Raw genomic sequence first — 26131 nt, 5'->3', positions numbered from 1 at the left:
GGCGTCCTACCCACCGTGTTCGGGGTCGCGCTGCTGCCCGGGCAGCAGGCCCCTCCTCTGACGCCGCAGCACCTCGGCCCGCAGATAGGCGATCAGCAGCCACACCACTACGAAGAGCAGGCCGATGAAGCCGATCCCCGGGTACAGGGTCCAACCGGCCACCAGGAGGAGCTGCACGCCGAGATTGGCCCAGATCGCCCACGGGCGGCCCTGGACGCCGGCCATCACCAGCAGCAGCACCGCCACCCCGACGACGTAGCCGATCGACACTCCGGTCAGGCCGCCGCCGACGGCGCCGACCACTGGAAGCGCGAGCAGCACCACGATGGCCTCGAGGATCAGCGTGCCGGCCATGACACCGCGGAAGCTCTTCCACGGATCGGGTGGCGTCGGGGCGCTCATGCCGGGTCCTTTCCGAACAGCGTGCGCGCGGCGCCTGCGGTCACGACCGAGCCGGTGATGACGATGCCCGCGCCGCTCATGCCCCCGGCGCCGTCGACGTCGCCGCCCGAGTCCTCGACGAGCGCGGTGGCCGTCTCGATCGCGTCGGGCAGCGTGGCCGCGGTGACGACCCGCTCGGAACCGAAGATCTCCTCGGCCTTGACGGCGAGGGCGTCGACCTCCAGGGCGCGCGGTGAGCCGTTGGTGGTGACCACGATCTGGTCGAACGCGGGCTCGAGGGCGGCCAGCACCCCGTCGACGTCCTTGTCGGCCATCACCGACACCACCCCCACGAGGAAACGGAAGTCGAACTCCTCGGCGAGTGCGGACGCGAGCGCCGCCGCCCCCGCCGGATTGTGCGCGGCATCAATGAAAACCGTTGGTGCGCTGCGCATCCGCTCCAACCGTCCGGGGGATGCGACGGACGCGAACCCGGCGCGCACGGCGTCGACGTCGAGTTGACGTTCCGCACCGGCGCCGAAGAACGCCTCGACGGCGGCGAGCGCCAGGACGGCGTTGTGGGCCTGATGTTCGCCGTGCAGCGGCAGGAAGATCTCCGAGTAGCGACCCCCGAGCCCCTGCAGTTCGAGCATCTGCCCACCGATCGCCACCTGGCGGTCGAGCACCGCGAACTCCGAGTCCTCGCGTGCGACGGCCGCGTCCGCGCGTACCGCGGCAGCCAGCAGCACCTCCATCGCCTCGGGCAGCTGTCGGCCGATCACGGCGACGGTGTCCGTGGGCACCAGGTCGTCGGCCTGACGGGTGATGATGCCCGCCTTCTCGCCGGCGATCTCGGCGATCGTGTCACCGAGGTAGTCGGTGTGGTCCAAGCCGATCGGCGTGATCACCGCGACGGGTGCGTTGACCACGTTCGTGGCGTCCCAACGTCCGCCGAGACCGACCTCGACGACCGCCACGTCGATCGGCGCGTCGGCGAACGCGGCGAATGCCATGGCGGTCACCACCTCGAACTTCGAGCAGCGCGGCCCTCCCCCGGCCTCGGACTGGCGATCGACCAGTTCCACGAAGGGCTCGATCTCCCGATAGGTGTCGACGTAGGTGGCCGGGCTGATCGGCCGGCCGTCGATCGAGATCCGTTCGACGGCCGACTGCAGGTGCGGGCTGGTGGTGCGCCCGGTGCGGCGGTGCAGCGCGGTCAGCAGCGCGTCGACCATCCGGGCGACCGACGTCTTGCCGTTCGTGCCGGCGATGTGGATCGACGGGTAGCCCTTCTGCGGCGAGCCGAGAAGCTCGAGCAGCGCGGCGATCCGGGCCGTGCTGGGTTCGATCTTGGTCTCCGGCCACCGCTGGTCGAGCAGGTGCTCGACCTGCAGCAGGGCTGCGATCTCGTCGGGCGCGGGTTCGGTCGAGCTCACGTCAGGGCGGCCAACCGTGCCGAGATGCGGTCGACTTCTTCTCCTGCGAGCTGCTGGCGCGCCCGGATCTTGTCGACGACGTCCGTCGGGGCCTTGGCCAGGAACGCCTCGTTGCCCAATTTCGCCGAGGTCCCGGCCAGTTCCTTCTGGGCCGCCGCCAGATCCTTTTCCAGCCGGCGGCGTTCGGCGTCGACGTCGACGGTGCCCGACGTGTCGAGCTCGACTGCCACGGTGCCGCCGGAGAGCCGGACCTCCACAGACGCCGAGGCGGTGAAGTCGTCGGCCGGCGGGGTGAGCCAGGCCAGCGCCGTGACGGCGGGCACGTGGGCGGTCAGGCCCGCCGCGTCGACCTCGGACAGCCGCGCCGGTACCTTCTGCCGGTCGCCCAACCCCTGGTCGCTGCGGAAGCGGCGCACCTCGGTGATCAGCTTCTGGATATCGGCGATCCGTTGCGCCGCAGCATGATCGAGTTCCACCCCGCTGGCGGCCGGCCACTCGGCGATCACCAGTGACTCACCCCCGGTCAGGGTCTTCCACAGCACCTCGGTGACGAACGGCATCACCGGGTGCAGCAACTTGAGCAACGTGTCGAGGACGGCCGCGAGCACCGCCGTCGTGTGTGAAACACCCTCGCCGAGCTGGACTTTCGCCAGTTCCAGGTACCAGTCGCAGAATTCGTCCCACGCGAAGTGGTAGAGCGCCTCACACGCGCGGCTGAATTCGTAGGCGTCCAGCGCATCGTCGACGTCGGCGCGAACCTCCTCGAGCCTGCCGAGAATCCAGCGGTCGGCGTCGGTCAACTCGGCGACGGGCGGCAGCGGAGCCGGGCTGGCCCCGTTGAGCAGTGCGAACCGCGTGGCGTTGAACAACTTGGTGGCGAAGTTGCGCGAGGCGCGGGCGTGGTCCTCGCCGATGGACAGGTCACCGCCGGGGCTCGCGCCCCGGGCCAGGGTGAACCGCAGCGCGTCGGCGCCGAACTTCTCCACCCAATCCAGCGGGTCGATGCCGTTGCCGCGGGACTTGCTCATCTTGCGGCCGTGCTCGTCGCGAATCAGGCCGTGCAGGAACACGTTCTCGAAGGGCACCGGGGCGCTCCGCGTGCCGTCCACAGTGATGGCGGGGTCGCCGGCGACGAAGGTGCCGAACATCATCATCCGGGCCACCCAGAAGAACAGGATGTCGTATCCGGTCACCAGAACGGTTGTCGGATAGAACTTCTCGAGGTCGGGTGTGTGGTCGGGCCACCCCATGGTCGAGAACGGCCACAGCGCCGACGAGAACCACGTGTCGAGCACGTCGGGGTCCTGTTCCCAGCCCTCCGGCGGGGTCTCGTCGGGCCCGACGCAGACGGTCTCGCCGTTCGGACCGTGCCAGATCGGGATGCGGTGGCCCCACCAGAGTTGGCGCGAGATCGTCCAGTCGTGCATGTTGTCGACCCAGGCGAACCAGCGCGGCTCGAGACTCGCCGGGTGGATCACGGTGTCGCCGCTCCGCACCGCGTCACCGGCGGCTTTGGCCAACGACTCCACCTTCACCCACCACTGCAGGCTCAGTCGCGGCTCGATCGGTTCGCCGCTGCGTTCGGAGTGGCCGACGCTGTGTAGGTACGGCCGCTTCTCCTCCACGATGCGGCCCTGTGCGGCCAGCGCCTCGCGCACCGCCACGCGGGCTTCGAAGCGATCCATCCCGTCGAACTGCGTTCCGGTGTCGGCGATTCGGCCCTTGGTGTCGAGCATCGTGGGCATCGGCAGCTGGTGCCGCAGGCCGATCTCGAAGTCGTTCGGGTCGTGCGCCGGGGTGACTTTGACCGCGCCCGTGCCGAATTCGGGGTCGACGTGGTGATCGGCGACGACGATAATCTGACGGTCCAGGAAGGGATGCGGCAGTGTCGTGCCGACGAGGTGGCGGTAGCGGTCGTCGTCGGGGTGCACGGCGATCGCGGTGTCCCCCAGCATCGTCTCGATGCGGGTGGTGGCCACCACCAGGTGCGGTTCGTCGTCGGACATCGACCCGTAGCGGAAGGAGACCAGTTCGCCCTCGATGTCTTCGTATTTGACCTCGAGGTCGGAGATCGCGGTCTCGAGCACCGGCGACCAGTTCACCAGCCGCTCGGCCTGGTAGATCAGCCCGGCGTCGAACAGCCGCTTGAAGATCGTGCGCACCGCTCGGGAGAGTCCCTCGTCCATGGTGAACCGGTCGCGGCTCCAGTCGACGCCGTCACCGAGGCGGCGCATCTGGCCACCGATGGTGCCGCCGGATTCGCGCTTCCAGTCCCACACCTTGTCGATGAACTGCTCGCGTCCGAGGTCCTCTTTGGTCTTCCCGTCCGCGGCGAGCTGCTTCTCCACCATCGACTGGGTCGCGATGCCGGCATGGTCCATGCCCGGCAGCCACAGCACCTCGAAACCCTGCATGCGCTTGCGACGGGTCAGCGCGTCCATCAGCGTGTGGTCCAGAGCGTGCCCCATGTGCAGGCTGCCCGTCACGTTCGGCGGCGGCAGCACGATGGAGTAGGCGGGCTTGCCACTGGCGGGATCGGCGGTGAAGTACCCGGCGTCCACCCAGCCCTGGTACAGATCACTCTCGACGGCCCCGGGGTCCCACGACTTGGGCAGGGCATCGAGCCCGGAGGGTCCGGCGTTGGCGAGCGGCTGGGAGGTCACCGAGCCATTCTAGGAAGACGGCGCGGGCTACTTCTTCCCGCCCAGAAGGCCGCCGAGGATGTCGCCCATCCCGCCGGGCTTGTCACCCTCCTTGTCACCGCCCAGCACGGAGCCCAGGATGCTGCCCAACGGGTTGTTCCCGCCGGGTGCTGAGCCGCCGCCGAGAATGCTGCCCAGGATGTCGCCGATGCCGCCACCGCCCGACTGCCCAGGTACCTGCCCGCCACCCGAGAGCCGCTTGCCGATGTAGGCGAGCACGATCGGCGTGAGGATCGGCAACAGTTTCTGGATCAGGTCACTGTTGCCGGCGCCACCCCCGGACAGCGCCGAGGCCACCTGCCCGGTGTCGTTGCCGCCGAAGATCTTCGCGACAGCGCGGGACCCGTCGGCTTCGTCGACCGCATCGACGCTGACCCCTCCGTCGAGCAGGCCGCTGCGGGCGTGCGAGTCGGCGGCCGAGGCGATGCCCTGTGCGGTGCCGGGATCCTCGGCGTTGCGCTGCAGGCCGCCGACCAGGACGGGCACCAGTGTCTTGACGGCGCTGTCTACCTCGCTCTCGTCGACACCCAACCGGCCGGCGATCTGCTGGACGGGGATCTGGTTGTACAGGTCATCGAGGCCGCTCATGAGCGTCAGGGTAGACCCGGCACGCGCGGTCCGACCGGCGTTCGGTCAGGCCAGTTTCGTGACGTCCAGGCTCACCCCGGCGGCCGGGAACCGGTCCAGCAGCGCGTCACCCATCGCCGAGGCCGGGGTCAGCACGCCCCGCAGATCGGAGAGCTTGTCACGGTCGGTCGCCAGCGCCAGCGCACTCTCGGAGAGCAGCACCGACGTCGCCTTGTAACCGGGGTCGCCCTGTTGCGACATCCGCGCCACGTAGCGGGCGCCCGACGAGGTGGTCGTGTAGGTCTCGACGGTGTAGTGGCCGTTCTCGCGGGTCTGCTCGCTGGGCCCGGTCCCGGGCTTGGGCAGGACGCGTTCCAGCGCGCTGCGCGGCACCCGGTTGAGGAACCGGCTGCCCAGCTCGACGACGGCGATGTTCCCGCCGGTGGCCATCGCCGCGGCCAGCGGCGCGAGCACGGACTTGCCGAGGCTCATCTGCTCGGCGTACTCGAATCGCCGGCCGTAGGCGTATTCGAGGAGAGCGTTGCTGCGCCGCACGATGCGGGAGTTGGGTACTGCCATCGCGAACGCGCCCACCCAGTAGCCGTCGAGCTCGGGGGCGATGTCGCGGCCCCGTCGCCAGCGCGCGTCGGGCTGACCGCCCAGCTCGGGTTCGGCGCCCCGGTCCGGGGACAGGGTGTAGGGATCGTTGAGCAGGCGGCGGCTCTCCGGGTCTTCGGCGGCTTCCCGGGCGAGCTCGGCCATCGAGGCGATGGTGCCCCCGGACATGCCGCCGGCGAAACGCCGCACCAGGTAGTTGGTGTCACCGAGCTGGCCCGCGCCGTCCTTCTCGGCCTGCCGGTACAACGCGAACACCGTCAGGTCCGAGGGAATGGAGTCGAACCCGCAGGAGTGCACGATGCGGGCGCCCGTGTCGACCGCCTGCTTGTGGTACTCGTCGATCGCTCGGCGGATGAACAGCGGTTCGCCGGTGAGGTCGGTGTAGTCGGTGCCGGCGGCCGCGCAGGCGGCGACCAGAGGAAGTCCGTACCGCAGGTAGGGGCCCACGGTGCTGATCACGACGCGGGTGCTGGCGGCCATGGCTGCCAGCGATGACGGATCGGAGGCGTCGGCGGTGATCAGCGGCCACGACTGCGCCGAGGCCGGCAGCGTCTCGCGCACCGCGAGCAGCCGGTCCGCCGAGCGGCCCGCCAGCGCGATGCGGGCATCACCGGCCGCGGAGGCGAGGTAGAGGGCGGTCAGCTTGCCGACGAATCCTGTCGCGCCATAGAGGACGATGTCGTGGTCGCGGTCCGATGCGCTCATGTCGCCCGACGCTACCCGAGGGTTTCGGGCAGGTCGGTGTCCTGCCCGAGGACGTGACGGGACAGGAATGCGAACACCACCTCGTACCAGAGGGTGGCGTGCGACGGGCTCAACACCCAGTGGTTCTCCGACGGGAAATAAAGGAAGCGGTGCTCGGTGGTGCCGTCCTCGGCCGCGGGCAGACCCGACGAGCTGAGCAGCTCGTACCAGAGTCGCAGCGCCTCTCCGATGGGCACGCGATAGTCCCGATCGCCGTGGATGACCAGCATCGGCGTCACGATGTCGGAGACGAACCGGTGGGGCGAGTTCGCGGCGGTCATCTCCGGGGTCATCTCACGTGACCACCAGTAACCGCCGTCGGTGGTCCCACCGAACTGGTCCAGTGCCCAGAGGCTGGCGTGAGTGACGATCGCGGCGAACCTGTCGGTGTGGCCGGCGATCCAGTTGGCCATGTACCCGCCGAAGGAACCACCCATGGCCGCGGTCCGCGTCGCATCGACCCCGGGGTGCTCGCATGCGGCGTCGGTGGCCGCCATGAGGTCGGTGTACGGGGCGAATCCCCATGCTCCCCAACCACGTTGGATGAAGTCTTGACCGTAGCCGGTGGACAGCGCGGGGTCGGGCAGCAGCACCGCGTATCCGCGGGCCACCATCAGCCACGGATTCCAGCGCCAGTGCCAGGCGTTCCAGCTCGCCAGCGGTCCGCCATGGATCCACAGCACCAACGGTGCCGCGTCCTCGCCGCGGGGCAGCGCCAGCCAGGATCGCACGGGTACCCCGTCCTGGGCGGTGGCGGTCACCTCGGTCAGGGTGCCCGGCAGCACCGGCAGCTCGACACAGGACAGCACGGTCACGCTGCCGTCGGGATCGATGCGCACCGGATGCGGCGGCGCGACATAGGAACTGCGCAGCGCGAACACCGCACCGGTCGTGGTCACCCGCACGTCGGTGTAGGTGAAGTCGTCGTCGACCAGCGGCTGGGTGGCGGAGGTCGACACGTCGACGGTGAAGATCGGTCCGCGCCCGGCCTGATCGGCCGTCACGATCAGCGCCGCGCCGTCGGGTGCCCACGCGACCGATGTCGGCCATCGGTCCCAGTCGCCGGTGAGTTCTGTCGGCGGCGACCCGAAGCGCAGCAGCCACAGCGTGATTCGCGGCGCCTGCGTCGGCGTCGAGAACGTCTCGCGGGTGAAAGCCAATTCCGAGCCGTCCGGTGAGATCGCCGGCATCCCGAGGTCGGCGTCGGGATCATCGACCAGCGTGGTGCGTTCCCCGGTCGCGACGTCGATACGTACCAATGTCGTTCGCACCGCCGCTGCCGGCGCGGGGACCTGCCAGGTCGTGACGACGAAGGTGCCGTCCGCGCTGACGTCGATGTGCGCGTCGCGCAACGCATTCCCGGGGTCTGGAGTCAGGTCTCGGTTGTCGATGAACAGGTGAGGCTGGTCGGGTCCGAGGTCGTGATCCCAGTGGCGCACCGGATATCCGGTGTGCAGCACGGCCGAGATCTTGGCTGTCATGCGCGCGTCGCGCAGTCTGCGGTCGTCGTCGACGTCTCGCGCGGAGCGCAGAACGGGTGCCGTGACGACGGTGGCATCGCCGCCACGTGCCACCGCCGCGGCATCGACTCCGCCGGGAAAGGCTGCGATCCGGGTCGCCTCTCCCCCGGCCACCGGCAGGCGCCACAGCGCCTTGGGCGGCTTGTCGTCCTTGGCGGTGTCCCTCGACGCGAGGAACAGCAGATCGCCGTCCGGGGTGAGCGCCGGCGCCGTTTCGCCGGTGCGGCCGCGGGTGATCCGGCGCGCCGGCGCGGTGCCGGCGGGGTCCAATTCCCAGATCGCCGAGACGAATTCGGTGCGATCGTCGCTGAGCTCGGACACCGTCGTGACGACGCGTGACCCGTCGGGCGTGATCGCCAGACCGCCCACTCGGGGCAGTGACAGATACGTGTCCAGATCGTCGAACGGCGAATCGGGGGCCATGCCCACTTTCGTAACACAGCCGGCGACTAGGGTCAGGTCGTGTCAGAGCGGTTCATCGTCGTCGGGGCCGGCATCGCCGGACTGGCGAGCGCCGTCGCGCTGAACCGCGACGGTCACGAGGTCCTGGTGCTCGAGCAGCGAACGGACGTCGGGGCCGGCACGGGAATCAGCATCTGGCCCAACGCGCTGGCCGCGTTCGACGACATCGGGATGGGCGACGCGGTTCGCGACGCGGGCGGCCGCGTCACCGCAGGCGCGATCCGCTGGCGCAGCGGGCGGTGGTTACGACGACCGGCCGGCGAGCGCATGGTCACCGCACTCGGGGAACCACTGGTCGTGGTGCGCAGGTCGACGCTGACCGGCCTGCTGGCCGCGGCACTGCCGGTGGGTGCGGTGGTGACCGGGGCATCGGTGATGACGGTGTCGACGACCGGGTCGGGCGTGCAGGTCGCGACGACCGACGGTGATGTCCTCGCCGCCGACGCGGTGATCGGCGCCGACGGTGTCCGCTCGGTGGTGGCGAGCACCCTCAACGGCGAACTGTCGAGCCGCTATGTCGGCTACACCGCGTGGCGGGGTGTCGCCGACATCCCGTTGGACCCGGATGTGGCCGGCGAGACGCTCGGGCCGGGCGTTCAGGTCGGTCACGTGCCGTTGGACACCGAGCACACGTATTGGTTCGCGACCGAGCGGACGCCGGAGGGCGGGCACGCCCCGGACGGTGAACACGCCCATCTGGGTCGTCTGCTGTCGGGATGGGCCGCGCCGGTCCCGCAGCTGCTGGCGGCAACAGCGCCGGAGAATCTGCTTCGCAACGACCTCTACGACCGCGCGGCGCCGCGACACTGGTCCCGCGGGCCGGTGGTCATCGTCGGCGATGCGGCGCACCCGATGCGGCCGCATCTCGGGCAGGGCGGCTGTCAGGGAATCGAAGACGCGGCCGTGCTGGCGCGGTGCGTGGCACAGGAGTCGGATCTGGCGAGCGCGTTCAGCGCGTTCGCGGCGTTTCGCCGACGCCGGGTGCGCGCGCTGGTGTTCGAGGCGGCAGCCATCGGACGTGTGCTGAACGCGCGGCCCGCCGCGCTGGGCGCGGCCGCGAGCTGGGGTACGGCGCTGCTACCCGAGCGCTTCGTGAGCGCGCATCTGGCCTCGATCGCGGCGCGGTCGGCGTTCGCCGTACCGCTGAGGTGAGACGGCTCAGCGCCCTGCGCGCGGAGTGAGGAACGCCGAGCACATCTTCTGCAGGTTCAGGAAGCCGCCGAGGGCGGACGTCGGGAGGTTCGCGCAGCCTTTGGCCGCCACGGGCACGGTGGCCGGCGCAGCGGTGGCCGGCGCCGGGGTCTTGCCCCACACCTGCGCGGCCTGCATGCCCGCCGCACCGCACTTGGGCCACGCCGCCAGGCCCTGGCTCTGCAGCACGTTCTCCGCGACGCGGATCTGCTCGGCGCGCGACGCCGTCGCCGGGCTGCCGGTGCCGCCGTTGGAGCTCCAGGTGGCCTGCTTGAACTGCAGGCCGCCGTAGTGCCCGTTGCCCGTGTTGATGCTCCAGTTGCCGCCCGACTCGCATTGCGCGATGGCGTCCCAATTGACCGAGTCGGCGTGTGCCGTCGCGGTGGCGCCGTCGAGAGCCATCGGCACGGCGGCGAAGGCTCCGGAGAGCGCGGCGGCCATCAGGCCCTTGCTGACAAGCGAGCGAACGTTCATTTCTGCGGTCCTTCCCCGACCGTTGTGACTCAAGGCCCGCATGCGACGAAGGCGTCTCACGCTGCGGCTGTCTGGTCTGTCGGGTGACGAACATCACCTGTTACCGATGGGAATGAAGTTTTAGACGTTACTTAACTGGTGTAAGAGACCTGTGAGAAAGCTGAGAAAAACGAGGCGGTGTCGACCGAAGTCGACACCGCCTCGCGCGAAGCGTGCTAAAGGGGTCAGCCGCGGCGACCGCACACCGGCCACGCGCCGATGCCCTGCGAGCGCAGCACGTTCTCGGCCACGCGGATCTGCTCTTCGCGGCTGGCGCCGTGCGGCGAGCCGGTGCCGCCGTTGGCCTTCCAGGTGCTCATCGTGAACTGCAGGCCGCCGTAGTACCCGTTACCGGTGTTGATGGCCCAGTTGCCGCCCGACTCGCAGGCCGCGACGGCATCCCAGTTGACGCTGTCCGCATTCGCGGTTCCGGCCCCAAAGCCCGTGACTGCCGCCATGGGTGCCACGGCGAGCGCGCCGGCAATGCTGGCCAGCCCAAACGTCTTGCGGATGTTCTTCAACTTTCGTCCTTTCGCCTAGCGCGCGCCGAAACAGGCCATGCGGACGCACGGCCGTGCTGCCTGTTGCAGGCGGGGATTGTCGGGTCACACCGTCTCGGTCAGGTGCGACTGAAGGAGATCGGGTCGATCTCGCCGGAGATGTCCGGCGCCGGCGGAGGCTGATGCGCCTCTCGTGGCCCACACACGCTGGTTCGTGGTTTTGAGTTATGAGCTCCGTTCAGAAGCTGTTTGGGACCGTACAAAGACGGCTATGCAAAGTCATCTCGGGTGACGGCCGAATTGCCGTCAGATCACGAAACGATCACGACGCCATATTCGAGAGTCCGTGCTGGTCGCGGCGACGTTTGACGCCGGCGTCGGAGACTGCGCGAGAAGTCGTGCAGGTGAGCCAAATCACGGCGATTTTGTGACCCCCGACACCCCGGCTCGACCTCCCCTCCGGCAGCCGTCGTGCCCTATGGCGAGAGCACAGTACGCGACCGCGCCTCGGCGTCTTCGCGCCGTGGCCGCGGCACGGATATGGCTGCGGCACAACCGAAAACGAGTTGAAGAGAAACCATTCTAGAGAGTCACGACTTTTACTCGAGATGACCGTGTCGGCAGGCAACGGCGGGCCGCCGGTGGGCGGGTACTTAGTGCACCTCAATAGTGGCCCACAGAAGACACTTTCATCGGCCTCCACCGCAACACTGCTGCAGCACAACGCTTTTCGAGACAGCACCGCGAACGTCGCCGACGTCGTCAGACCGTACCCATCGACGATGATTCCTACGCATTCGCTGAACTCGGCGTGCGAATTGCATACCGCGAATTCGTATTCTTGCCGAAAGAATTGCGGGAATATCTCAGTGAATTCGCTGCGAGAATTTCGGCGGAACCAATGCCGACAGGTCGGCTTCGGTGTTGACGTTGGTCAGCGCCACCTGCTCGGCCATGACGATCCGCTGCGTGTCCACCGCATCGACGAGCGCACGCATGCTGCGCTGCCCGGACCTGATCAACTCATCGACCGCGTCGTGCAGCCCCGTCCGGTAGATGCCCGCCAGATAGTGGTCCCGACCGTCCCATGGCAGCACGACGTCGACACCGAGCCGCTGGGCGGGACCGGCGAGCGTGTCGATGATCGCGACCGTCAGCTCCGGCATGTCCACCGCGCACACGAACGCGTGCCCGAGGCCCGCCTCCGCCGCCGCCCGCAGGCCCCGCCCGGTGGCCAGCAGCGGGCCCACCCCGCGGACCTCGTCACGCACCACTGTGGCGTCCACCTCGGGCAACGCCTGACCCGGCGCGGCGATGACGAATACCGGTGCGCAACGGCTGCTCACGATCGACACCATGCGCTGCAGCAGCGTGGTCTCTCCGTCGGGACCGCTGACGGGAACGGCAGCCTTGTCCCGGCCCATGCGGCGGGACGCGCCCCCCGCGAGGATGACAGCGGCCAACGGCAGCGGTGACGTCACACTGCTGACGTTAGCTCAGCATGGCGGGCAGATGCCCGAAGAACGGTCAGTCGACCGACCAGGTGTCCTTGCCGCGCAGCAGCGCCTGCAGCGCCGCGGTGTCGTGCGCGCGGGCCTCACGTGCAGCTGCGACCTGCTGGCGTGCGGCATCGTCATAGGTCGGCTTGCTGACCTTGCGGAAGATGCCCATCACCATGTGGTCGAGGTTCTGCTCGGACAGCCGCGACAGCGCGAACGCATACGCCGGGTCGTCGAGCTCCGCGTCGTGCACCACGATCTGATCGGCCGCGACATCGGCGGTCTTGGCGACCTCGAGCCCGAAGCCGGACTTGACCACGCAGTACTCGCCGTCGCTGCCGAACGTGATCGGCTCGCCGTGGCGCAGGTTGATCAGCCGCTCCTCCGCGCCCTCCTTCCGGAGAGCGTCGAAGGACCCGTCGTTGAAGATCGGGCAGTCCTGCATGATCTCGACCAGCGCCGCGCCCCGATGCTCGGCCGCACCGCGCAGCACCTCGGAGAGGCCCTTCCGGTCGGAGTCGAGAGCGCGCCCGACGAACGTGGCCTCCGCACCCAGCGCCAGCGACACGGGATTGAAGGGGTAGTCCAGCGAGCCCATCGGCGTCGACTTGGTGACCTTGCCGACCTCGGAGGTGGGCGAGTACTGGCCCTTGGTGAGGCCGTAGATCCGGTTGTTGAACAGCAGGATCGTCAGGTTGACGTTGCGGCGCAGCGCGTGGATCAGGTGATTGCCGCCGATGGACAGCGCGTCGCCGTCACCGGTGACCACCCAGACCGACAGGTCCTCGCGCGCCAGCGCCAGTCCGGTCGCGATCGTCGGCGCGCGGCCGTGGATCGAGTGGAATCCGTAGGTCTCCAGGTAGTACGGGAAGCGGCTCGAGCAGCCGATGCCGCTGACGAACGCGATGTTCTCGCGCTTGAGCCCCAGCTCGGGCAGGAAGTTGCGGATCGTGTTGAGGATGACGTAGTCGCCGCAGCCCGGGCACCAGCGCACTTCCTGGTCGCTGGTGAAGTCCTTGGCCTTCTGCGGCTGGTCCGTGGTCGGGACCAGGCTCATCTTGGTCAACGGTGTCAGTCCGAGGTCGGTGCCGATCACGTCGGTCATGCGTTCACTCCAGTCTCTACAGTGGCCGCCGCCAGCCGCGCGAACTTGGCCTTCTCGTCTTCCTTCTCGGCCAGTGTGCCGTCCAGCGCGGCGTCGATGATGCCTTCGACCTCGTCGGCGAGGAAGGCCATTCCCTCCACCTTGGTCACCGACTGCACGTCGACGAGGAACTGGCCCCGCAGCAGCAGCGCCAGCTGACCGAGGTTCATCTCGGGTACGACGACGCGGGAGTAGCGGCCCAGCACCTCGCCCAGATTGGCCGGGAACGGGTTGAGGTGACGCAGCTGCGCGTGGGCGACCTTGATGCCCTTGCGTCGGGCGCGCCGGCAGGCCTCACCGATCGGTCCGTAGCTGCTGCCCCACCCCAGCATCAGCAGGTCGGCGTCACCGGTCGGATCGTCGACCTCGAGGTCGGCGACGTCGATGCCGGCCACCTTCTCCTGCCGCAGCCGCACCATCAGGTCGTGGTTCTTGGGCTCGTAGGAGATGTTTCCCGACCCGTTGGCCGATTCCAGCCCGCCGATGCGGTGCGCCAGCCCCGGGGTGCCGGGGACCGCGAACTGGCGGGCCAGCGTCTCGGGATCGCGCGCGTAGGGCTGGAACGGTTCGCCTTCTTTGGCGAAGGTGTGCTCGATCGGCGTGAACGTACTCACGTCCGGGATGCGCCACGGCTCGGAGCCGTTGGCGATCGCGCCGTCGGACAGGATCATCACCGGCGTGTGGTAGTTGATCGCGATGCGCACCGCCTCCACCGCGATGTCGAAGCAGTCCGACGGCGAGCGGGGAGCCAGGATCGCCACCGGCGATTCACCGTTGCGACCGAACATGGCCTGCAGCAGGTCGGCCTGCTCGGTCTTGGTGGGCAGGCCGGTCGACGGGCCGCCGCGCTGAACGTCGATGACGATCAGCGGCAGTTCCGTCATCACGGCCAGGCCGATGGCTTCGGACTTCAACGAGATACCGGGGCCCGAGGTGCTGGTGACACCGATCGCGCCACCGTAGGACGCGCCGATCGCCGCTCCGATGCCGGCGATCTCGTCCTCGGCCTGGAATGTCAGGACGTTGAAGTTCTTGTGCTTCGACAGCTCGTGCAGGATGTCCGAGGCCGGGGTGATCGGATAGGTGCCGAGCACCACCTGCAGATCGGCGAGCTGACCGGCGGCCACGATCCCGTACGCCAGCGCGGTGTTGCCCGAGATCTGCCGGTATTCACCGCTTTTCAGCTTCGCCGGCGCGACCTCGTAGGTGGTGCCGAACGCCTCGGTGGTCTCGCCGTAGTTCCAGCCGGCCTTGAGAGCCAGCACGTTGGCCTCGGCCACCTCGGGCTTGCGGGCGAACTTCTCCCGGATGAAGGCTTCGCTGTGCTCGAGCTCGCGGCCGTACATCCACGACAGCAGGCCGAGCGCGAACATGTTCTTGGCTCGCTGACCGTCCTTCTTGCTGGCGCCGATCGACTCCACGGCGCCCAGGGTCAGCGTGGTCATCGCCACGGGCTGGACCACGTAGTCCGAGAGCTCGTCGGTCTCGAGCGGGTTGGCGTCATAGCCGACCTTCGCGAGGTTGCGCTTGGTGAACTCGTCGGAGTTGGCGATGATCAGACCACCGCGGGGCAGGTCGGAGACGTTGGCCTTGAGCGCGGCCGGGTTCATCGCCACCAGCACGTCGGGACGGTCCCCCGCGGTGAGGATGTCGTAGTCGGCGATCTGGATCTGGAACGACGAGACGCCGGGCAGTGTGCCTTGTGGGGCGCGGATCTCGGCGGGGTAGTTCGGTTGGGTGGCAAGGTCATTGCCGAACAGGGCCGCTTCCGAGGTGAATCTGTCGCCGGTGAGCTGCATGCCGTCGCCGGAGTCGCCGGCGAAGCGGATGACGACCTTTTCGAGCTTCTGCCGGGGCGCGCCGGGCGCGCTCGCACTCACGGTGCCGTTGTCTGCCACTCGCTTGCCTTCCGTGTCGTTCTCGGTCCGTCTGTGCGCTCGCCGATCTCGCGTCCGGTGACGCTTCTGAGCGAATGCCCATCGCGTCGCCACCCATGCGGTGCGCCGTCAATGGACACCCGTCAAGAATTTGGTGTCACCGGCAGTACCGATTATGGCACTTCTCTTAGGGCCGCCTATACCAGGCCCGCAACCGACGCGCAGGTTGCGATTCGACGAACATCCAGTTCAGACGCCGTCGGCCGGGCGGGGACCCGACACGAATGTGGTTTTCGTCACGTTAGGGGGCCGCGCCGGGCCCCGGCGAGTCTCTTAGAAAAGGTTACCGATCAGTAGCGATCAGCTAGCACTGCGCGGGCAGGTTGAAGGGCGTGATGACCTGGATGGGTACCGGGCGAGCGACCTCGGCCGGCAAAGCACCGCGCTCGTGCAGGATCAGCCGAAGGGCCAGCCTGGCGTCGGCGCGCAGATCGTTGTGCAGGACCGCCGACAGCTTGCCCTCGCCCAGCAGGCGGCGATTGTCGGCGTCGAGATCGTGCGCGACGAAGACCCGGCAGCGGCGACCGAGCTTCTCGAACGCCGCGACCGTGGCGACGTTGCCGCCCCCGACGGAGTACACGGCCTCGATCCCGGGATTGGCCGTGAGCGCCTCCAGCACCAGCCGCTCGTTGCTCGCGTCGATGCCGTCGCTGCCGCTGACCTCCACGATGGTGCGGCCGGACGCACGCAGCGCCGACCGGAAGCCGACCTCACGCTCTCCCTCGCCGCGGAACACCGCGCGACTGAGCGTGATCAGCACGTCCGATGGCGATTCCCCGAGCCACTGTTCCATCAGGTAGGCCGCCGTGACCCCGGCGCCGTGGTTGTCGATGCCCACGTAGGCGCCGCGCGCGCTGGCGGGGATGTCGGTCGTGTAGGTGACGACCGGAACCCCCGACTCCACCAGCCGGTCCACCGCGTCGGCGACCTGAGGCTCGTCCTGCGCCTTGAGGATCACGCCGTGGCTGCCGCGAATCCGGCCCAGGGTGTCGACCATCTGCGCCGTGGAGCCGGCCTCCCAGAGATGGAAGCGGGCCCGCAGCATCGCGGGGGCGAAGGCCGGCAATTCGGCTTCGACGGCGGCGCGGAAGGCGTCGGAGAACCGCCGCGGGGTCTGCATGACGACGTCGACGAGGTAGCGGCGACCGTTCAACCGCAGCTGGGCGCGCTGCTTGTCCAGGTCCGCGATCGCCTGCTGGACCTCGGCGATGGTGGTTTCCCGGACCCCGGGCCGGCGGTTGAGCACGCGGTCGACGGTCGCTTCACTCAGACCGCTCTGCTGGGCGATCTCCCGGATCTTGTACCGATGCGCCATCGACGTGCCCCTGTTTCTCCCGGCGAACAGACGCGAACTCGAGTGATTCTCCCGGCGTGTCACTCGAGTTCATGTCTGTTCGCGGGCTGTGGTGAGGTGTTTTTGATGGGTTTTTGCCGTTGATTGCGGTGTCGATCACAGCAAGACTAACCGGCATGGTCACGTCCCTGCACCCCGCGGCATGGCTCGGCGACGCCGACTGCGATCTCGACGAGTTCCGGGCGCAGGTCGAGCAGCAGACCGATCCCGCCGACTACCCACACGCCCGCGAGGTGCGCAGCAATGTCCTCGTGTACTCGACGGATGTCACCTCCGACGATCGGCGCGCACTGCAGGCCGAAGTGATCCGCGCTCTGACCGACGGTCCGGGGGTGGTGGTGTTCGCCGGGGCTTTCACTCATGAGGTGGTGACACGGGCCAACGACGCGTTCTTCGCCATCGTCGAGCAGGAGCGCCGCGGCGACCGCACCGCAGGGGATCACTTCGGTGTGCCCGGCGCCAACGACCGCATCTGGAATGCGGCGCAGAAGCTGGCGCTGCGCGATCCGCGGACATATGCCGAGTACTACGCCAATGACACGCTGGCGCTGGTGTGCCAGGCGTGGCTGGGCCCCCGCTACCAGGTCACCTCACAGGTCAACATCGTCAATCCCGGTGGTGCAGCCCAGGTTCCGCACCGGGACTATCACCTCGGCTTCGTTCCCGTCGAGCACCTGGAGCAGTACCCGGCCCACCTGCACCGCATGTCGCCGGTGCTGACCCTGCAAGGCGCCGTCGCGCACTGCGACATGCCTGTGGCCAGCGGCCCGACGATGCTGCTGCCGTTCTCGCAGCGCTTCGCCGGCGGCTACCTCGCGTTCCATCGCCCCGAGTTCATCGACTACTTCGCCCAGCACCACGTGCAGATTCCGCTACAGACCGGCGACGCGGTGTTCTTCAACCCCGCCCTCTATCACGGTGCGGGAGCGAACATCTCGGACGACATCCGCCGCATCGCCAACCTGCTGCAAATCAGCTCGCCGTTCGGGCGCGCCATGGAGGCGGTCGACCGCGCCGCGATGGTGCGCGCCGTGTACCCGCAACTCCGCCAGATGCGCGCCGCCGGCCGATCCGCACACGAGGTGCGCAACGTCGTGATCGCCACGGCCGAGGGCTACGCCTTCCCGACCAACCTCGACCGCGATCCCCCGGTCGGGGCACTGGCGCCCCGCAGCCAGGTCGACATCGTCCTCGACGCCCTGCACGACGACCTCACCGACGAACAGCTCGAGACCGCGCTGAACGACTACCACGATCGGAGAATGCCATGACCACCCTGGGTCTGATCGGCCTCGGCCGCATCGGCGCCTTCCACGCCGAGACCTTGACGAACCTGCCGACTGTCGACCGTCTCGTCGTCACCGACGAGCGGCCGCATGTCGTCGCCGAAGTCGCCACCAAATACGGTGCCACACCCGCGGATTCGGTCGCCGACCTGCTGGCGTCAGGGGTGGACGGCGTCGTCGTCGCGGCGGCGACTCCGGCGCACGCCGAGCTGGCGCTGGCCGCCGTCGAGAAGGGCCTGCCGACGTTCTGCGAAAAGCCGATCGCATCGACGGCGACCGAGAGCGCCCGCGTGGCCGACATCATCGCGCGCTCCGGGGTACCGGTCCAGGTGGGCTACCAACGGCGCTTCGACGCCGCGTTCGCCGCGGTCAAGCACTCTGTCGACACCGGTTCCCTGGGACTGCTGCACACGGTTCGCAGCACCACGATGGACCCCGCTCCCCCGCCCATGGACTACATCCGCGGATCCGGCGGCATCTTCCGGGACTGTGCCGTCCACGATTTCGACGCGATCCGCTGGGTCACCGGCCAGGAGGTCGTCGAGGTCTACGCCACCGGAAGCGTCCAGGGCGATCCACTGTTCGCGGAGTGCGGCGACGTCGACACCGCGGTGATCACCGTGCGTTTCGACGGTGGCGCCCTCGGCGTGGTCTCCGCAGCCCGCTACAACGGTCGTGGATATGACTGCCGTCTCGAGGTGCACGGTTTCGAGGACACGATGGTCGCCGGCTGGGATGACGGCGTCCCGGTCGTCAACGGCGACCCCGGCACCGCGTTCCCGACCGGTCAGCCACACCACTTCTTCATGGACCGATTCACCCAGGCGTTCCGGGCCGAGCTCGGCGCGTTCGTCGACGTCGTCGGTGGCGCCCCGATCCGAGGCGCAACCGTCGCGGACGCGGTCGAGGTCGCATGGATCGCCGAGGCCGCCACCGAATCCCTGAGGCGAGGCGCCCCGGTCACCATCGACTCGATCAAAAAGGAGGCACGGCAATGAAACTCGCGGGAGCTCCGATTTCGTGGGGAGTGTGTGAGGTACCCGGTTGGGGGTATCAGCTCCCCCCGGACCGGGTGCTGGCGGAGATGGCCGGTGTCGGGCTCACCGCGACCGAACTCGGCCCTGAGGGCTTCCTCCCTTCGGACACCGCGGGGCTGGTTGCGACGCTCGAACGTTTCGGGCTGCAGTGCGTGGGCGGGTTCGTGCCCGTGGTGCTGTTCGACGAGACCCACGATCCGGTGGACGATCTCTGCGGACCCCTCGAGTCCCTGGTGGCCGGCGGGGCGGGCGTGGTCGTTCTCGCCGCAGCCACGGGTGCCGACGGCTACGACAGCCGTCCGGAGTTGACGCAGCGGCAGTGGGAGACACTGCTGACCAACCTGGACCGGCTCGCCGAGGTGGTCGCCGAACGCGGATTGACCGCGGTGCTGCATCCTCACGTCGGCACCATGGTGGAGAACCGCGCCGAAGTCGATCGCGTGCTCGCCGGCTCGCGGATCCCGTTGTGTCTGGACACCGGACATCTGCTCATCGGCGGTACGGATCCGCTACAGCTGGCGCGGGAGGTGCCCGAGCGCATCCAGCACACCCATTTGAAGGACGTGAACGCCGCGTTGGCGGCGCGGGTGCAGTCCGGCGAGCTGACCTACACCGACGCAGTCGCCGCCGGCATGTACGTGCCGCTGGGTCAGGGCGACGTCGACATCGCCGGGATCGTGACGGCGTTGCAGGACAGCGGGTTCGACGGGTGGTACGTGATGGAACAAGACACCATCCTGACCGGGGCACCCGAGGGCGACGGACCATTGGCCGACGTCCGTGCGAGCGTGGCCTTCGTGACGGAAGTCGTCGCGGGCGTCACGGCGTGAGCCTGCGGATCGGCGTTCTCGGCGCATCGCGCATCGCCGAGAACGCGATCGTCGGACCGGCCCGCGAACTGGGCCACCGTCTGGTCGCGGTCGCGGCCCGAGACCCGTTGCGCGCGCGCATCTTCGCCGAGAAGTACGGCGTCGAGCGGGTGCTCACGTCCTATCAGGAAGTGGTCGACGACCCCGAAGTGGACGTCATCTACAACCCGTTGGCGAATGCCCTGCACGCGCCGTGGAACCTGGCCGCAGTGGATGCGGGCAAGCCGGTGCTCACCGAGAAGCCGTTCGCCCGGGACCGTGCCGAGGCGGCCCGCGTCGCGGCGGCCGCAGAGGCGGCGGGCGTCACGGTCATGGAGGGCTTCCACTACCTGTTCCACCCGGTGATGCGCCGTGCACTCGAGCTGGCCCACGACGGGACCCTCGGTGAGCTCAGGCGCATCGAGGTCGCCATGGGGATGCCCGAGCCGGCGGCGAACGATCCGCGGTGGTCACTGGACATGGCCGGCGGAGCACTGATGGACCTGGGGTGCTACGCGCTGCACATCATGCGCCGCTTCGGATCACCGCAGGTGGTGTCCGCGACCGCGGTGCAGCGCACTCCCGGCGTCGATGAACGATTCGACGCCGAGTTCGTGTTCGATTCGGGCACAACGGGATTCACGCGGAACTCGATGGTCGACGACGAGTACTCGTTCACCCTGCGGGTGATCGGGTCACGCGGAGACGTGCTGGTGCACGATTTCATCAACCCGCGCCGCGACGACCGCCTCACGATCACCACCGAGCGCGGAGAAACCGTGGAGCACCTGGGCACTCGAGCGTCGTACACCTACCAACTGGAGGCGTTCGCGGCCCATGTCGAACGGGGAGACGCCCTGCCGGTGGATCTCGCCGACGCGGTGGCGAACATGGCCCTGATCGACGAGGCCTACCGCGCCGCGGGTATGTCTCCGCGCTGAGCAGCGTTCGTCAGTCGCGGGCGGGCTGACCTGCGCCCGCTGCGCGCCTTTCATGCCAGCGCAGCCGCAACATCAGCAGGCCGCGGTGCGCGCGCCATCCCGCCGACAGCGGATCACGCCACGCCGGAGTACCCACCGGTGCCTCGAGTTCCCTGTCCATGAGCTCCATTGTGCCGTGACGAGGCGGCTCGGGCTCGCCGCGGCGAGCAGCGAAACGGTGTCGATCGTGTGAATGTTGATAAAGCGCTAGGTGGCTCAGTGCCCGTCGTAGAACCGCTCCGCCAGCCCGGTCAGGGTGGATTCGATGCCTTGGGCGTTCTTGTTGTGGTAGCCCATCAACTCGATGGCGATCGGCAGCTTGGCGGTGGAGTAGTCGAACGTCTCGGTCACCTTGGTCATTCCCGGCCCGACGGCGGCGAGTTCCCAGCGCCAGCGGTGACCGAGCGGGTGCTGCCATTCGACGAGCTGGTCGTCCTCGACGGCGGTGGCCCGGGACGTGATCGCATAGGGCACGCCGAACTGCTTCATCCCGACGGTGAACTTGTCGCCCTCCTGCAGCCGGTGCGGCCCCTTCACCTGGGTGTCGCGCACGGTGCCCGATCCGTCGATCTCGTGATGGCGGTGCGGGTCGACCAGCAACGCGAAGATCTCTGCCGCGGGCGCGCTGACCTGCACACTGCGGCTCACGGTGTGGCGGCCGGCATCTTCTTTCTTGACCGGTGTCGTGGTAGCCATGAGCCGTTCATACCCGTCAGCTCCGCCGGTCAATCGACCGGCGGAGCATCGGGTCGCCCGCGTCAGCCCTTCGCGCCGCGCAGCTCGTGGGACAACGCCTCGAGTTCGTCGCCGCCCGCCATCTCCTGGGTCAGGTGCTCGAGCGTGATGTCCTGGTAGGTGCAGTCGAGCTTCTGACGACCGCGGTTGAGAAGGACGAAATGGTCCCCCACCATGTGGGCGTGGTGCGGGTTGTGCGTGATGAACACCACGCCGAACCCGGCCTCCTTGGCGGCGGTGATGTATTTGAGCACCACCCCGGACTGCTTGACCCCCAGCGCCGCGGTGGGCTCGTCGAGGATCAGCACCCGCGCGCCGAAGAACACGGCCCGGGCGATCGCCACGCACTGGCGCTGGCCGCCCGACAGCGAGCCGATGGGTACGTCGACGTCCGGCAGGTCGATACCCATCTTCGACAGCTCGGTCAGTGTGGTGGCCCGCATCGCGTTGGCGTCCAAGGTGAACGGAAACGACGTGCGCCGCAGTTCCTGGCCGAGGAAGAAGTTGCGCCACACCGGCATCAGCGGCACGACGGCCAGGTTCTGGTACACCGTGGCGATGCCCTTGCCCAGCGCCTCGGCCGGCGAGCTGAACTTCGTCGGCTCACCGTCGACGAGCAGCTCACCCTCGGTCTGCTGGTGCAGCCCGGCGATGATCTTGATCAAGGTCGATTTGCCTGCGCCGTTGTCGCCGAGGATTCCGGTCACCTCGCCGGCGTGCACCCGCAGACAGATGTCTTTGAGCGCGGTGATGTTGCCGTAGGACTTGCCGACGTTGCGCAGCTCGACCAGCGGCACCTTGCCGCCGGACGGGGTGTCACTGCTGGGCTTTTCCATCGAGATCGTCATCTGGTCACTTCTTTGCGGCGTAGTTGCGGAAGGCGTTGTTGGCGATCACCGCGAACAGCAGCATCGCGCCCAGGAAGAACTTGAACCAGTCCGGATCCCAACCGGCGTACACGATGCCCTGGTTCGTCATGCCGAAGATGAACGCGCCGATCGCGGCGCCGACGGCCGTGCCGTAGCCGCCGGTGAGCAGGCAGCCACCGATGACCGCGGCGATGATGTAGAAGAACTCGTTGCCGATGCCCTGGCCGGACTGCACGGTGTTGAACGCGAACAGCAGGTGCATGCCGACGAACCAGGCGCAGAAGCCGACGAACATGAACAGGCCGATCTTGACTTTGGTGACCGGAACGCCCACGGCGCGCGCGCTGTCGGCGTCACCGCCGACGGCGAAGATCCAGTTGCCGATCCGCGTCTTGAACAGGACCCAGGTCGCGATCGCGGTGAAGACGAGCCACCACACCACGGTGATGCGGATGCTGACACCGAACAGCGTGAACGACGAGGCGAACACTTTCTGCGCCGAGTCGAAGCCGGCCATGTCGCTGACGCTCTGCGTGGCCACCTGTCCGGCGACCAGCTTCGTGACGGCCAGGTTGATGCCGGCCAACATGAAGAAGGTGCTCAGGGTGATCAGGAAGCTGGGGATCTTCGTCCGCATCACCAGCCAGCCGTTGAAGAAGCCGACGACCAGCGCGAGGATCAGAGCCAGAGCCGCACCCACCCACAGATTGAGGTGCAGGTTGTAGGCCAGCATCGACGCGGCAAGCGAGCTGAACGTGACCGCGACACCCGACGACAGGTCGAACTCACCGCCGATCATCAGCAGCGCGACACCGCAGGCCATGATGCCGATGGTCGAGCTGGCGTAGAGCACGGTGGCCAGGGACGCCGCCTCGCGGAACGGTCCGGCGACGACCAGGAAGAAGACGAAGATCCCGATCGCGCCGATGCCGGCGCCCATCTCTGGCCGAATCAGGATGCGCTGCATCCGATTTCGTTCCTTGACGCGTTCGTCGCGCACCACCGTGTGGCCGCCGACGTCGAGCGCCTCCTTCGTGGTCATCGGGTCCCGCCCTTCGCATAATCGGCCACCGCGTCGATGTTCGACTTGTCGATGAACGCGGGCCCGGTCAGCGTCGGCTGCCCGCCGCCGATCACGTTGCCGTTGGTCAGGTACAGCCACAGCGAGTCGACGGCGAGGTAGCCCTGCAGGTAGGGCTGCTGGTCGATGGCCCACTGGACGGTGCCGTCCTGAATCGCCCCGACGAGGGCGGCGTTGGTGTCGAAGGTGCCGATCTTGGCCTTGCTGCCGGCGTTTCCTGCCGACTGCACCGCGGTCAGCGCGAACGGGGCGCCCAGGGTGACGACGTAGTCGACGGCCGGGTCCTGCTGCAGCTTGGCGGTGATGGTCGACTCGACCGACGGCATGTCCTTGCCGTTGACGTTGAGTGTCTCGGTGGCAGGGAACTTGTCCTTGACGCCGGCGCAGCGGGATTCCAGCCCGACGTGACCCTGCTCCTGGATCACGCAGATCGCCTTCGTGGCACCGTCGGCCGTCAGGCGCTCACCCACGGCCTGGCCAGCGATGAACTCGTCCTGGCCGAAGAACTCCTTGACGCCCATGCCCTTCCAGGCGTCCGCGCCGGCGTTGAAGGCCACCACCGGAATGCCCTTGCCCTCAGCGGCCTTGACCGCGGCCTGCATGGCGTCGGGTTTGGCCAGCGTCACCGCGATGCCGTCGACGCCACTGTCCACCGCGTTCTGCACGAGGTTGGCCTGGCCCGGCGCTTCCGGATCATTGGAGTAGCGCAGCTCGATGTTGTCCTTCTTGGCAGCGGTTTCCGCGCCCTTGCGGATCAGATCCCAGAACGAGTCGCCCGGCACCTCATGGGTGATCATCGCGATGGTCTTGCGCGGGGTGTCGACGGTGCCCCCGCCGCCACCGCCCTCGCCCGAGCTGGCGGGCTTTCCGCCCGTCGACGAGCACGCCACGAGTCCGATCGCCAGAACGCCGGTCCCGGCGAGCGTCGCGAGCCGCTTGAACGTCATCACATCTCCTTGTCATCCAGGTCTCCCGGCGCCGGGCGTCTCGAAGTGCCGCGCGCCACGCCACTGGATTGATGTAATACGGCTCACAGCCGAAAGTCAACACTTTGTCCTGACATTAGGACTGCATGTCATAGTGTGGGCACTCCTGCCCCACGACGAAAGGCCGCCGCGATGGGTTTCCAGCTGTCGGTATGTGCGGAGATGGTGTTCCGCGATCACCCGATCATCGAGCGCGTCAAGCGGATTCACGAGCGCGGCTTCGCCGTGGAGATCTGGAGCTGGCACGACAAGGACCTCGCCGCGCTGGCTCGCACCGGGGCGACGTTCACCTCGATGACCGGCTATCTGCAGGGCGATCTCATCGACCCGGCGAGCTGCGACGACGTCGTGCGCACGGCACGGCAGAGCATCGATGCCGCGGCGACTCTCGGCGTCACGCGGCTGAACGTGCACACCGCCGAACTGGTCGACGGGCAGGCGGCACGTCCTCGCGGACGGGCCACGGGACAGATGTGGCTGACCGCTGCGCGCACTCTGCAGCGCCTCGGCGAGCTCGGCGCCGCTGCGGGCGTGACGTTCGTGGTGGAGAACCTGAACACCATCGTCGACCACCCTGGCGTGCCCCTGGCGCGCGCCAAAGACGTTCTCGCGCTGGTCGACGACGTGGCCCACCCCAACGTGAAGATGATGCTCGACCTGTATCACGCCCAGATCGGCGAGGGGAATCTGATCGAATTGCTGCGCCGCTGTGGTGACGCGATCGGCGAGATCCAGGTGGCCGACGTGCCGGGACGCCGCGAGCCGGGCACCGGCGAGATCAACTACCCGGCCGTGGCCCGGACGCTACGGGACATGGGGTACACCGGAACCATCGGCATGGAAGCGTGGGCGTCAGGCGCCGGCGACGCGGGCAGCGAGGCGGCCCTCGAGGCCTTCCGTACCGCGTTCGCCTGACGGCTCAGCGGTCGACGACGGTGGTGTCGAAGTAGTAGCGCGACGCCCGATAGCCGTGATTGCCGAACTCGACCGCGGCGCCGGAATCGTCGAATGCGGTGCGCGCCATCGTCAACAGCGGCGCATTCGGTTTCTCGTCCAGCAAGTGCGCCTCGGCGCGGGTGGCACCGCGGGCGCCGATTCGCTGGCGCGCCAACCGGATGTGCACGCCGCGCGCCCGCAACGACTGATACAGCCCGCTCTTCTCCAGTTCCTCGGCGTCGGGGGCGATGTCGACGGGCAGGTAGTTGGTCATCACGGCCAGCGGCTCGCCGTTCGCGCACCGCAGCCGGTGGATCGAGACGACCTCGCGGTCATGCGTGAGGTTCAGTTCGCGTGCGACGTCCTCGTCCGGGGGCCCGACGCGGTAGTCCAACAACGTGGTGCTCGGCTCCTGTCCGGCGCGCGCGAGATCGTCGAACAGACTGGTCAATTCGACGCGGCGATGAACGGGATTCTGAACCACCTGGGTGCCGACGCCGCGTTTGCGGACGAGCAGACCCTTGTCGACGAGTTCCTGGATGGCCCGCCGCGTCGTCGGCCGCGACAGCGCCAGCCGCTTGGCCAACGCGAGCTCGTTCTCGAAGCGGTCCCCCGGAGCGAGTTCGCCGTCGCGGATCGCAGCCTCGATTGCCTGCGCGAGCTGGTAGTAGAGGGGCACAGGACTCGACCTGTCGAGCTCCACGGTCAGCGGCACGTCGACTCCGATCTCGAGTTTGCCGGATGCCGGAAGCCTAACATCGAATGCCACAAAGATAGAATGTCAGGACAAAGTATTGACTTTCTG

The 26131-nt window shown here is 68.2% G+C and carries 23 protein-coding genes and 1 pseudogene; 6 read left to right on the top strand and 18 right to left on the bottom strand.

Annotated elements, in window-relative coordinates:
• Positions 1-6: 6 nt before the first annotated feature.
• From MHN84_RS18855 to MHN84_RS18830, 6 genes are read right to left on the bottom strand one after another with little or no spacing between them, the layout of a single operon-like run.
• Positions 7-402, bottom strand: coding sequence for a DUF4233 domain-containing protein (locus tag MHN84_RS18855; protein WP_241206025.1), 396 nt, complete (start codon positions 400-402; stop codon positions 7-9).
• Positions 399-1817: a folylpolyglutamate synthase/dihydrofolate synthase family protein gene (locus tag MHN84_RS18850; protein WP_241206024.1), complete on the bottom strand. Its 1419-nt coding sequence runs from the start codon at positions 1815-1817 to the stop codon at positions 399-401. Before MHN84_RS18850 ends, MHN84_RS18855 begins: the two co-directional genes overlap by 4 nt.
• Positions 1814-4480: a valine--tRNA ligase gene (locus MHN84_RS18845; protein ID WP_241206023.1), complete on the bottom strand. Its 2667-nt coding sequence runs from the start codon at positions 4478-4480 to the stop codon at positions 1814-1816. The genes MHN84_RS18850 and MHN84_RS18845 overlap by 4 nt, the downstream gene beginning before the upstream one ends.
• Positions 4481-4507: 27 nt before the next feature.
• Positions 4508-5107 carry a DUF937 domain-containing protein gene (locus MHN84_RS18840; protein WP_241206022.1) on the bottom strand — a complete coding sequence of 200 codons (600 nt, stop codon included), beginning with the start codon at positions 5105-5107 and terminating at the stop codon, positions 4508-4510.
• Positions 5108-5152: 45 nt separating this feature from the next.
• Entirely contained in the window at positions 5153-6409 is a 1257-nt protein-coding gene (locus tag MHN84_RS18835; protein ID WP_241206021.1) for a trans-acting enoyl reductase family protein, read from the bottom strand.
• 11 nt (positions 6410-6420) lie between these two features.
• On the bottom strand, positions 6421-8391 hold the full coding sequence (locus MHN84_RS18830; RefSeq protein ID WP_241206020.1) for a prolyl oligopeptidase family serine peptidase: 1971 nt from the start codon (positions 8389-8391) through the stop codon (positions 6421-6423).
• Positions 8392-8430: 39 nt separating this feature from the next.
• On the opposite strand from MHN84_RS18830, the gene MHN84_RS18825 reads away from it, so the two are divergent.
• Positions 8431-9582, top strand: coding sequence for an FAD-dependent oxidoreductase (locus tag MHN84_RS18825; protein WP_241206019.1), 1152 nt, complete (start codon positions 8431-8433; stop codon positions 9580-9582).
• A 6-nt stretch (positions 9583-9588) separates the two neighbouring features.
• On the opposite strand, the gene MHN84_RS30000 is transcribed toward MHN84_RS18825, so the two are convergent.
• The 6 genes and pseudogenes from MHN84_RS30000 to MHN84_RS18795 all read right to left on the bottom strand — a co-directional run bounded on the left by MHN84_RS30000 (position 9589) and on the right by MHN84_RS18795 (position 16529).
• Positions 9589-10095: a transglycosylase family protein gene (locus MHN84_RS30000; RefSeq protein WP_374238388.1), complete on the bottom strand. Its 507-nt coding sequence runs from the start codon at positions 10093-10095 to the stop codon at positions 9589-9591.
• Positions 10096-10319: 224 nt separating this feature from the next.
• A pseudogene (locus MHN84_RS18815) lies at positions 10320-10553 on the bottom strand (transglycosylase family protein); the annotation flags it as partial.
• 947 nt (positions 10554-11500) lie between these two features.
• Positions 11501-12115 carry a molybdenum cofactor guanylyltransferase gene (mobA, locus tag MHN84_RS18810; RefSeq protein ID WP_241206018.1) on the bottom strand — a complete coding sequence of 205 codons (615 nt, stop codon included), beginning with the start codon at positions 12113-12115 and terminating at the stop codon, positions 11501-11503.
• A gap of 46 nt (positions 12116-12161) precedes the next feature.
• A complete protein-coding gene (locus MHN84_RS18805) occupies positions 12162-13238 on the bottom strand; it encodes a 2-oxoacid:ferredoxin oxidoreductase subunit beta (RefSeq protein ID WP_241206017.1) in 1077 nt (358 codons plus the stop codon).
• The gene (locus tag MHN84_RS18800; protein WP_241206016.1) at positions 13235-15175 is read right to left on the bottom strand and encodes a 2-oxoacid:acceptor oxidoreductase subunit alpha; all 1941 of its coding nucleotides are present in this window, start codon (positions 15173-15175) and stop codon (positions 13235-13237) included. Before MHN84_RS18800 ends, MHN84_RS18805 begins: the two co-directional genes overlap by 4 nt.
• A 343-nt stretch (positions 15176-15518) precedes the next feature.
• Positions 15519-16529: a LacI family DNA-binding transcriptional regulator gene (locus MHN84_RS18795; protein WP_241206015.1), complete on the bottom strand. Its 1011-nt coding sequence runs from the start codon at positions 16527-16529 to the stop codon at positions 15519-15521.
• 155 nt (positions 16530-16684) lie between these two features.
• On the opposite strand from MHN84_RS18795, the gene MHN84_RS18790 reads away from it, so the two are divergent.
• Genes MHN84_RS18790 through MHN84_RS18775 form a run of 4 tightly spaced genes read left to right on the top strand, consistent with a single transcriptional unit; the run spans position 16685 to position 20680 of the window.
• The gene (locus MHN84_RS18790; protein ID WP_241206014.1) at positions 16685-17839 is read left to right on the top strand and encodes a phytanoyl-CoA dioxygenase family protein; all 1155 of its coding nucleotides are present in this window, start codon (positions 16685-16687) and stop codon (positions 17837-17839) included.
• Positions 17836-18852, top strand: coding sequence for a Gfo/Idh/MocA family oxidoreductase (locus MHN84_RS18785; protein WP_241206013.1), 1017 nt, complete (start codon positions 17836-17838; stop codon positions 18850-18852). The genes MHN84_RS18790 and MHN84_RS18785 overlap by 4 nt, the downstream gene beginning before the upstream one ends.
• Complete coding sequence (locus tag MHN84_RS18780; RefSeq protein ID WP_241206012.1) at positions 18849-19721, top strand: sugar phosphate isomerase/epimerase; 873 nt, start codon at positions 18849-18851, stop codon at positions 19719-19721. Before MHN84_RS18785 ends, MHN84_RS18780 begins: the two co-directional genes overlap by 4 nt.
• On the top strand, positions 19718-20680 hold the full coding sequence (locus MHN84_RS18775; RefSeq protein WP_241206011.1) for a Gfo/Idh/MocA family protein: 963 nt from the start codon (positions 19718-19720) through the stop codon (positions 20678-20680). Before MHN84_RS18780 ends, MHN84_RS18775 begins: the two co-directional genes overlap by 4 nt.
• Before the next feature lie 10 nt (positions 20681-20690).
• On the opposite strand, the gene MHN84_RS18770 is transcribed toward MHN84_RS18775, so the two are convergent.
• The 5 genes from MHN84_RS18770 to MHN84_RS18750 form a co-directional block, all read right to left on the bottom strand.
• A complete protein-coding gene (locus MHN84_RS18770) occupies positions 20691-20840 on the bottom strand; it encodes a hypothetical protein (RefSeq protein ID WP_241206010.1) in 150 nt (49 codons plus the stop codon).
• 95 nt (positions 20841-20935) lie between these two features.
• Entirely contained in the window at positions 20936-21415 is a 480-nt protein-coding gene (locus MHN84_RS18765) for an SRPBCC family protein (RefSeq protein WP_241206009.1), read from the bottom strand.
• Between the two features lie 62 nt (positions 21416-21477).
• A complete protein-coding gene (locus tag MHN84_RS18760) occupies positions 21478-22302 on the bottom strand; it encodes an ATP-binding cassette domain-containing protein (protein ID WP_241206008.1) in 825 nt (274 codons plus the stop codon).
• Between the two features lie 4 nt (positions 22303-22306).
• Positions 22307-23365, bottom strand: coding sequence for an ABC transporter permease (locus MHN84_RS18755; protein ID WP_241206007.1), 1059 nt, complete (start codon positions 23363-23365; stop codon positions 22307-22309).
• On the bottom strand, positions 23362-24351 hold the full coding sequence (locus MHN84_RS18750; RefSeq protein WP_241206006.1) for a substrate-binding domain-containing protein: 990 nt from the start codon (positions 24349-24351) through the stop codon (positions 23362-23364). Before MHN84_RS18750 ends, MHN84_RS18755 begins: the two co-directional genes overlap by 4 nt.
• A gap of 171 nt (positions 24352-24522) precedes the next feature.
• On the opposite strand from MHN84_RS18750, the gene MHN84_RS18745 reads away from it, so the two are divergent.
• Positions 24523-25305 carry a TIM barrel protein gene (locus MHN84_RS18745; protein WP_241206005.1) on the top strand — a complete coding sequence of 261 codons (783 nt, stop codon included), beginning with the start codon at positions 24523-24525 and terminating at the stop codon, positions 25303-25305.
• Between the two features lie 4 nt (positions 25306-25309).
• Here the strand turns inward: MHN84_RS18745 and MHN84_RS18740 are convergent, their stop codons facing one another.
• Positions 25310-26041, bottom strand: a complete 732-nt coding sequence (locus tag MHN84_RS18740) for a GntR family transcriptional regulator (protein WP_241206043.1) — start codon at positions 26039-26041, stop codon at positions 25310-25312.
• Between the last annotated feature and the right edge of the window lie 90 nt (positions 26042-26131).

Source organism: Mycobacterium sp. PSTR-4-N, assembly GCF_022348085.1.
Classification (GTDB): domain Bacteria; phylum Actinomycetota; class Actinomycetes; order Mycobacteriales; family Mycobacteriaceae; genus Mycobacterium.
Note: the sequence above shows the minus strand (reverse complement) of the source record. Positions and strands in the feature narration are given on the sequence as shown.

Bases quoted from the DNA above. Each gene is read 5' to 3' on its own strand.
- MHN84_RS18855 (WP_241206025.1), bottom strand. From the start codon at position 402: ATGAGCGCCCCGACGCCACCCGATCCGTGGAAGAGCTTCCGCGGTGTC.
- MHN84_RS18840 (WP_241206022.1), bottom strand. From the start codon at position 5,107: ATGAGCGGCCTCGATGACCTGTACAACCAGATCCCCGTCCAGCAGATC.
- MHN84_RS18835 (WP_241206021.1), bottom strand. From the start codon at position 6,409: ATGAGCGCATCGGACCGCGACCACGACATCGTCCTCTATGGCGCGACA.
- MHN84_RS18830 (WP_241206020.1), bottom strand. From the start codon at position 8,391: ATGGCCCCCGATTCGCCGTTCGACGATCTGGACACGTATCTGTCACTG.
- MHN84_RS30000 (WP_374238388.1), bottom strand. From the start codon at position 10,095: ATGAACGTTCGCTCGCTTGTCAGCAAGGGCCTGATGGCCGCCGCGCTC.
- MHN84_RS18805 (WP_241206017.1), bottom strand. From the start codon at position 13,238: ATGACCGACGTGATCGGCACCGACCTCGGACTGACACCGTTGACCAAG.
- MHN84_RS18795 (WP_241206015.1), bottom strand. From the start codon at position 16,529: ATGGCGCATCGGTACAAGATCCGGGAGATCGCCCAGCAGAGCGGTCTG.
- MHN84_RS18790 (WP_241206014.1), top strand. From the start codon at position 16,685: ATGGTCACGTCCCTGCACCCCGCGGCATGGCTCGGCGACGCCGACTGC.
- MHN84_RS18785 (WP_241206013.1), top strand. From the start codon at position 17,836: ATGACCACCCTGGGTCTGATCGGCCTCGGCCGCATCGGCGCCTTCCAC.
- MHN84_RS18780 (WP_241206012.1), top strand. From the start codon at position 18,849: ATGAAACTCGCGGGAGCTCCGATTTCGTGGGGAGTGTGTGAGGTACCC.
- MHN84_RS18770 (WP_241206010.1), bottom strand. From the start codon at position 20,840: ATGGACAGGGAACTCGAGGCACCGGTGGGTACTCCGGCGTGGCGTGAT.
- MHN84_RS18765 (WP_241206009.1), bottom strand. From the start codon at position 21,415: ATGGCTACCACGACACCGGTCAAGAAAGAAGATGCCGGCCGCCACACC.
- MHN84_RS18760 (WP_241206008.1), bottom strand. From the start codon at position 22,302: ATGACGATCTCGATGGAAAAGCCCAGCAGTGACACCCCGTCCGGCGGC.
- MHN84_RS18755 (WP_241206007.1), bottom strand. From the start codon at position 23,365: ATGACCACGAAGGAGGCGCTCGACGTCGGCGGCCACACGGTGGTGCGC.
- MHN84_RS18750 (WP_241206006.1), bottom strand. From the start codon at position 24,351: ATGACGTTCAAGCGGCTCGCGACGCTCGCCGGGACCGGCGTTCTGGCG.
- MHN84_RS18745 (WP_241206005.1), top strand. From the start codon at position 24,523: ATGGGTTTCCAGCTGTCGGTATGTGCGGAGATGGTGTTCCGCGATCAC.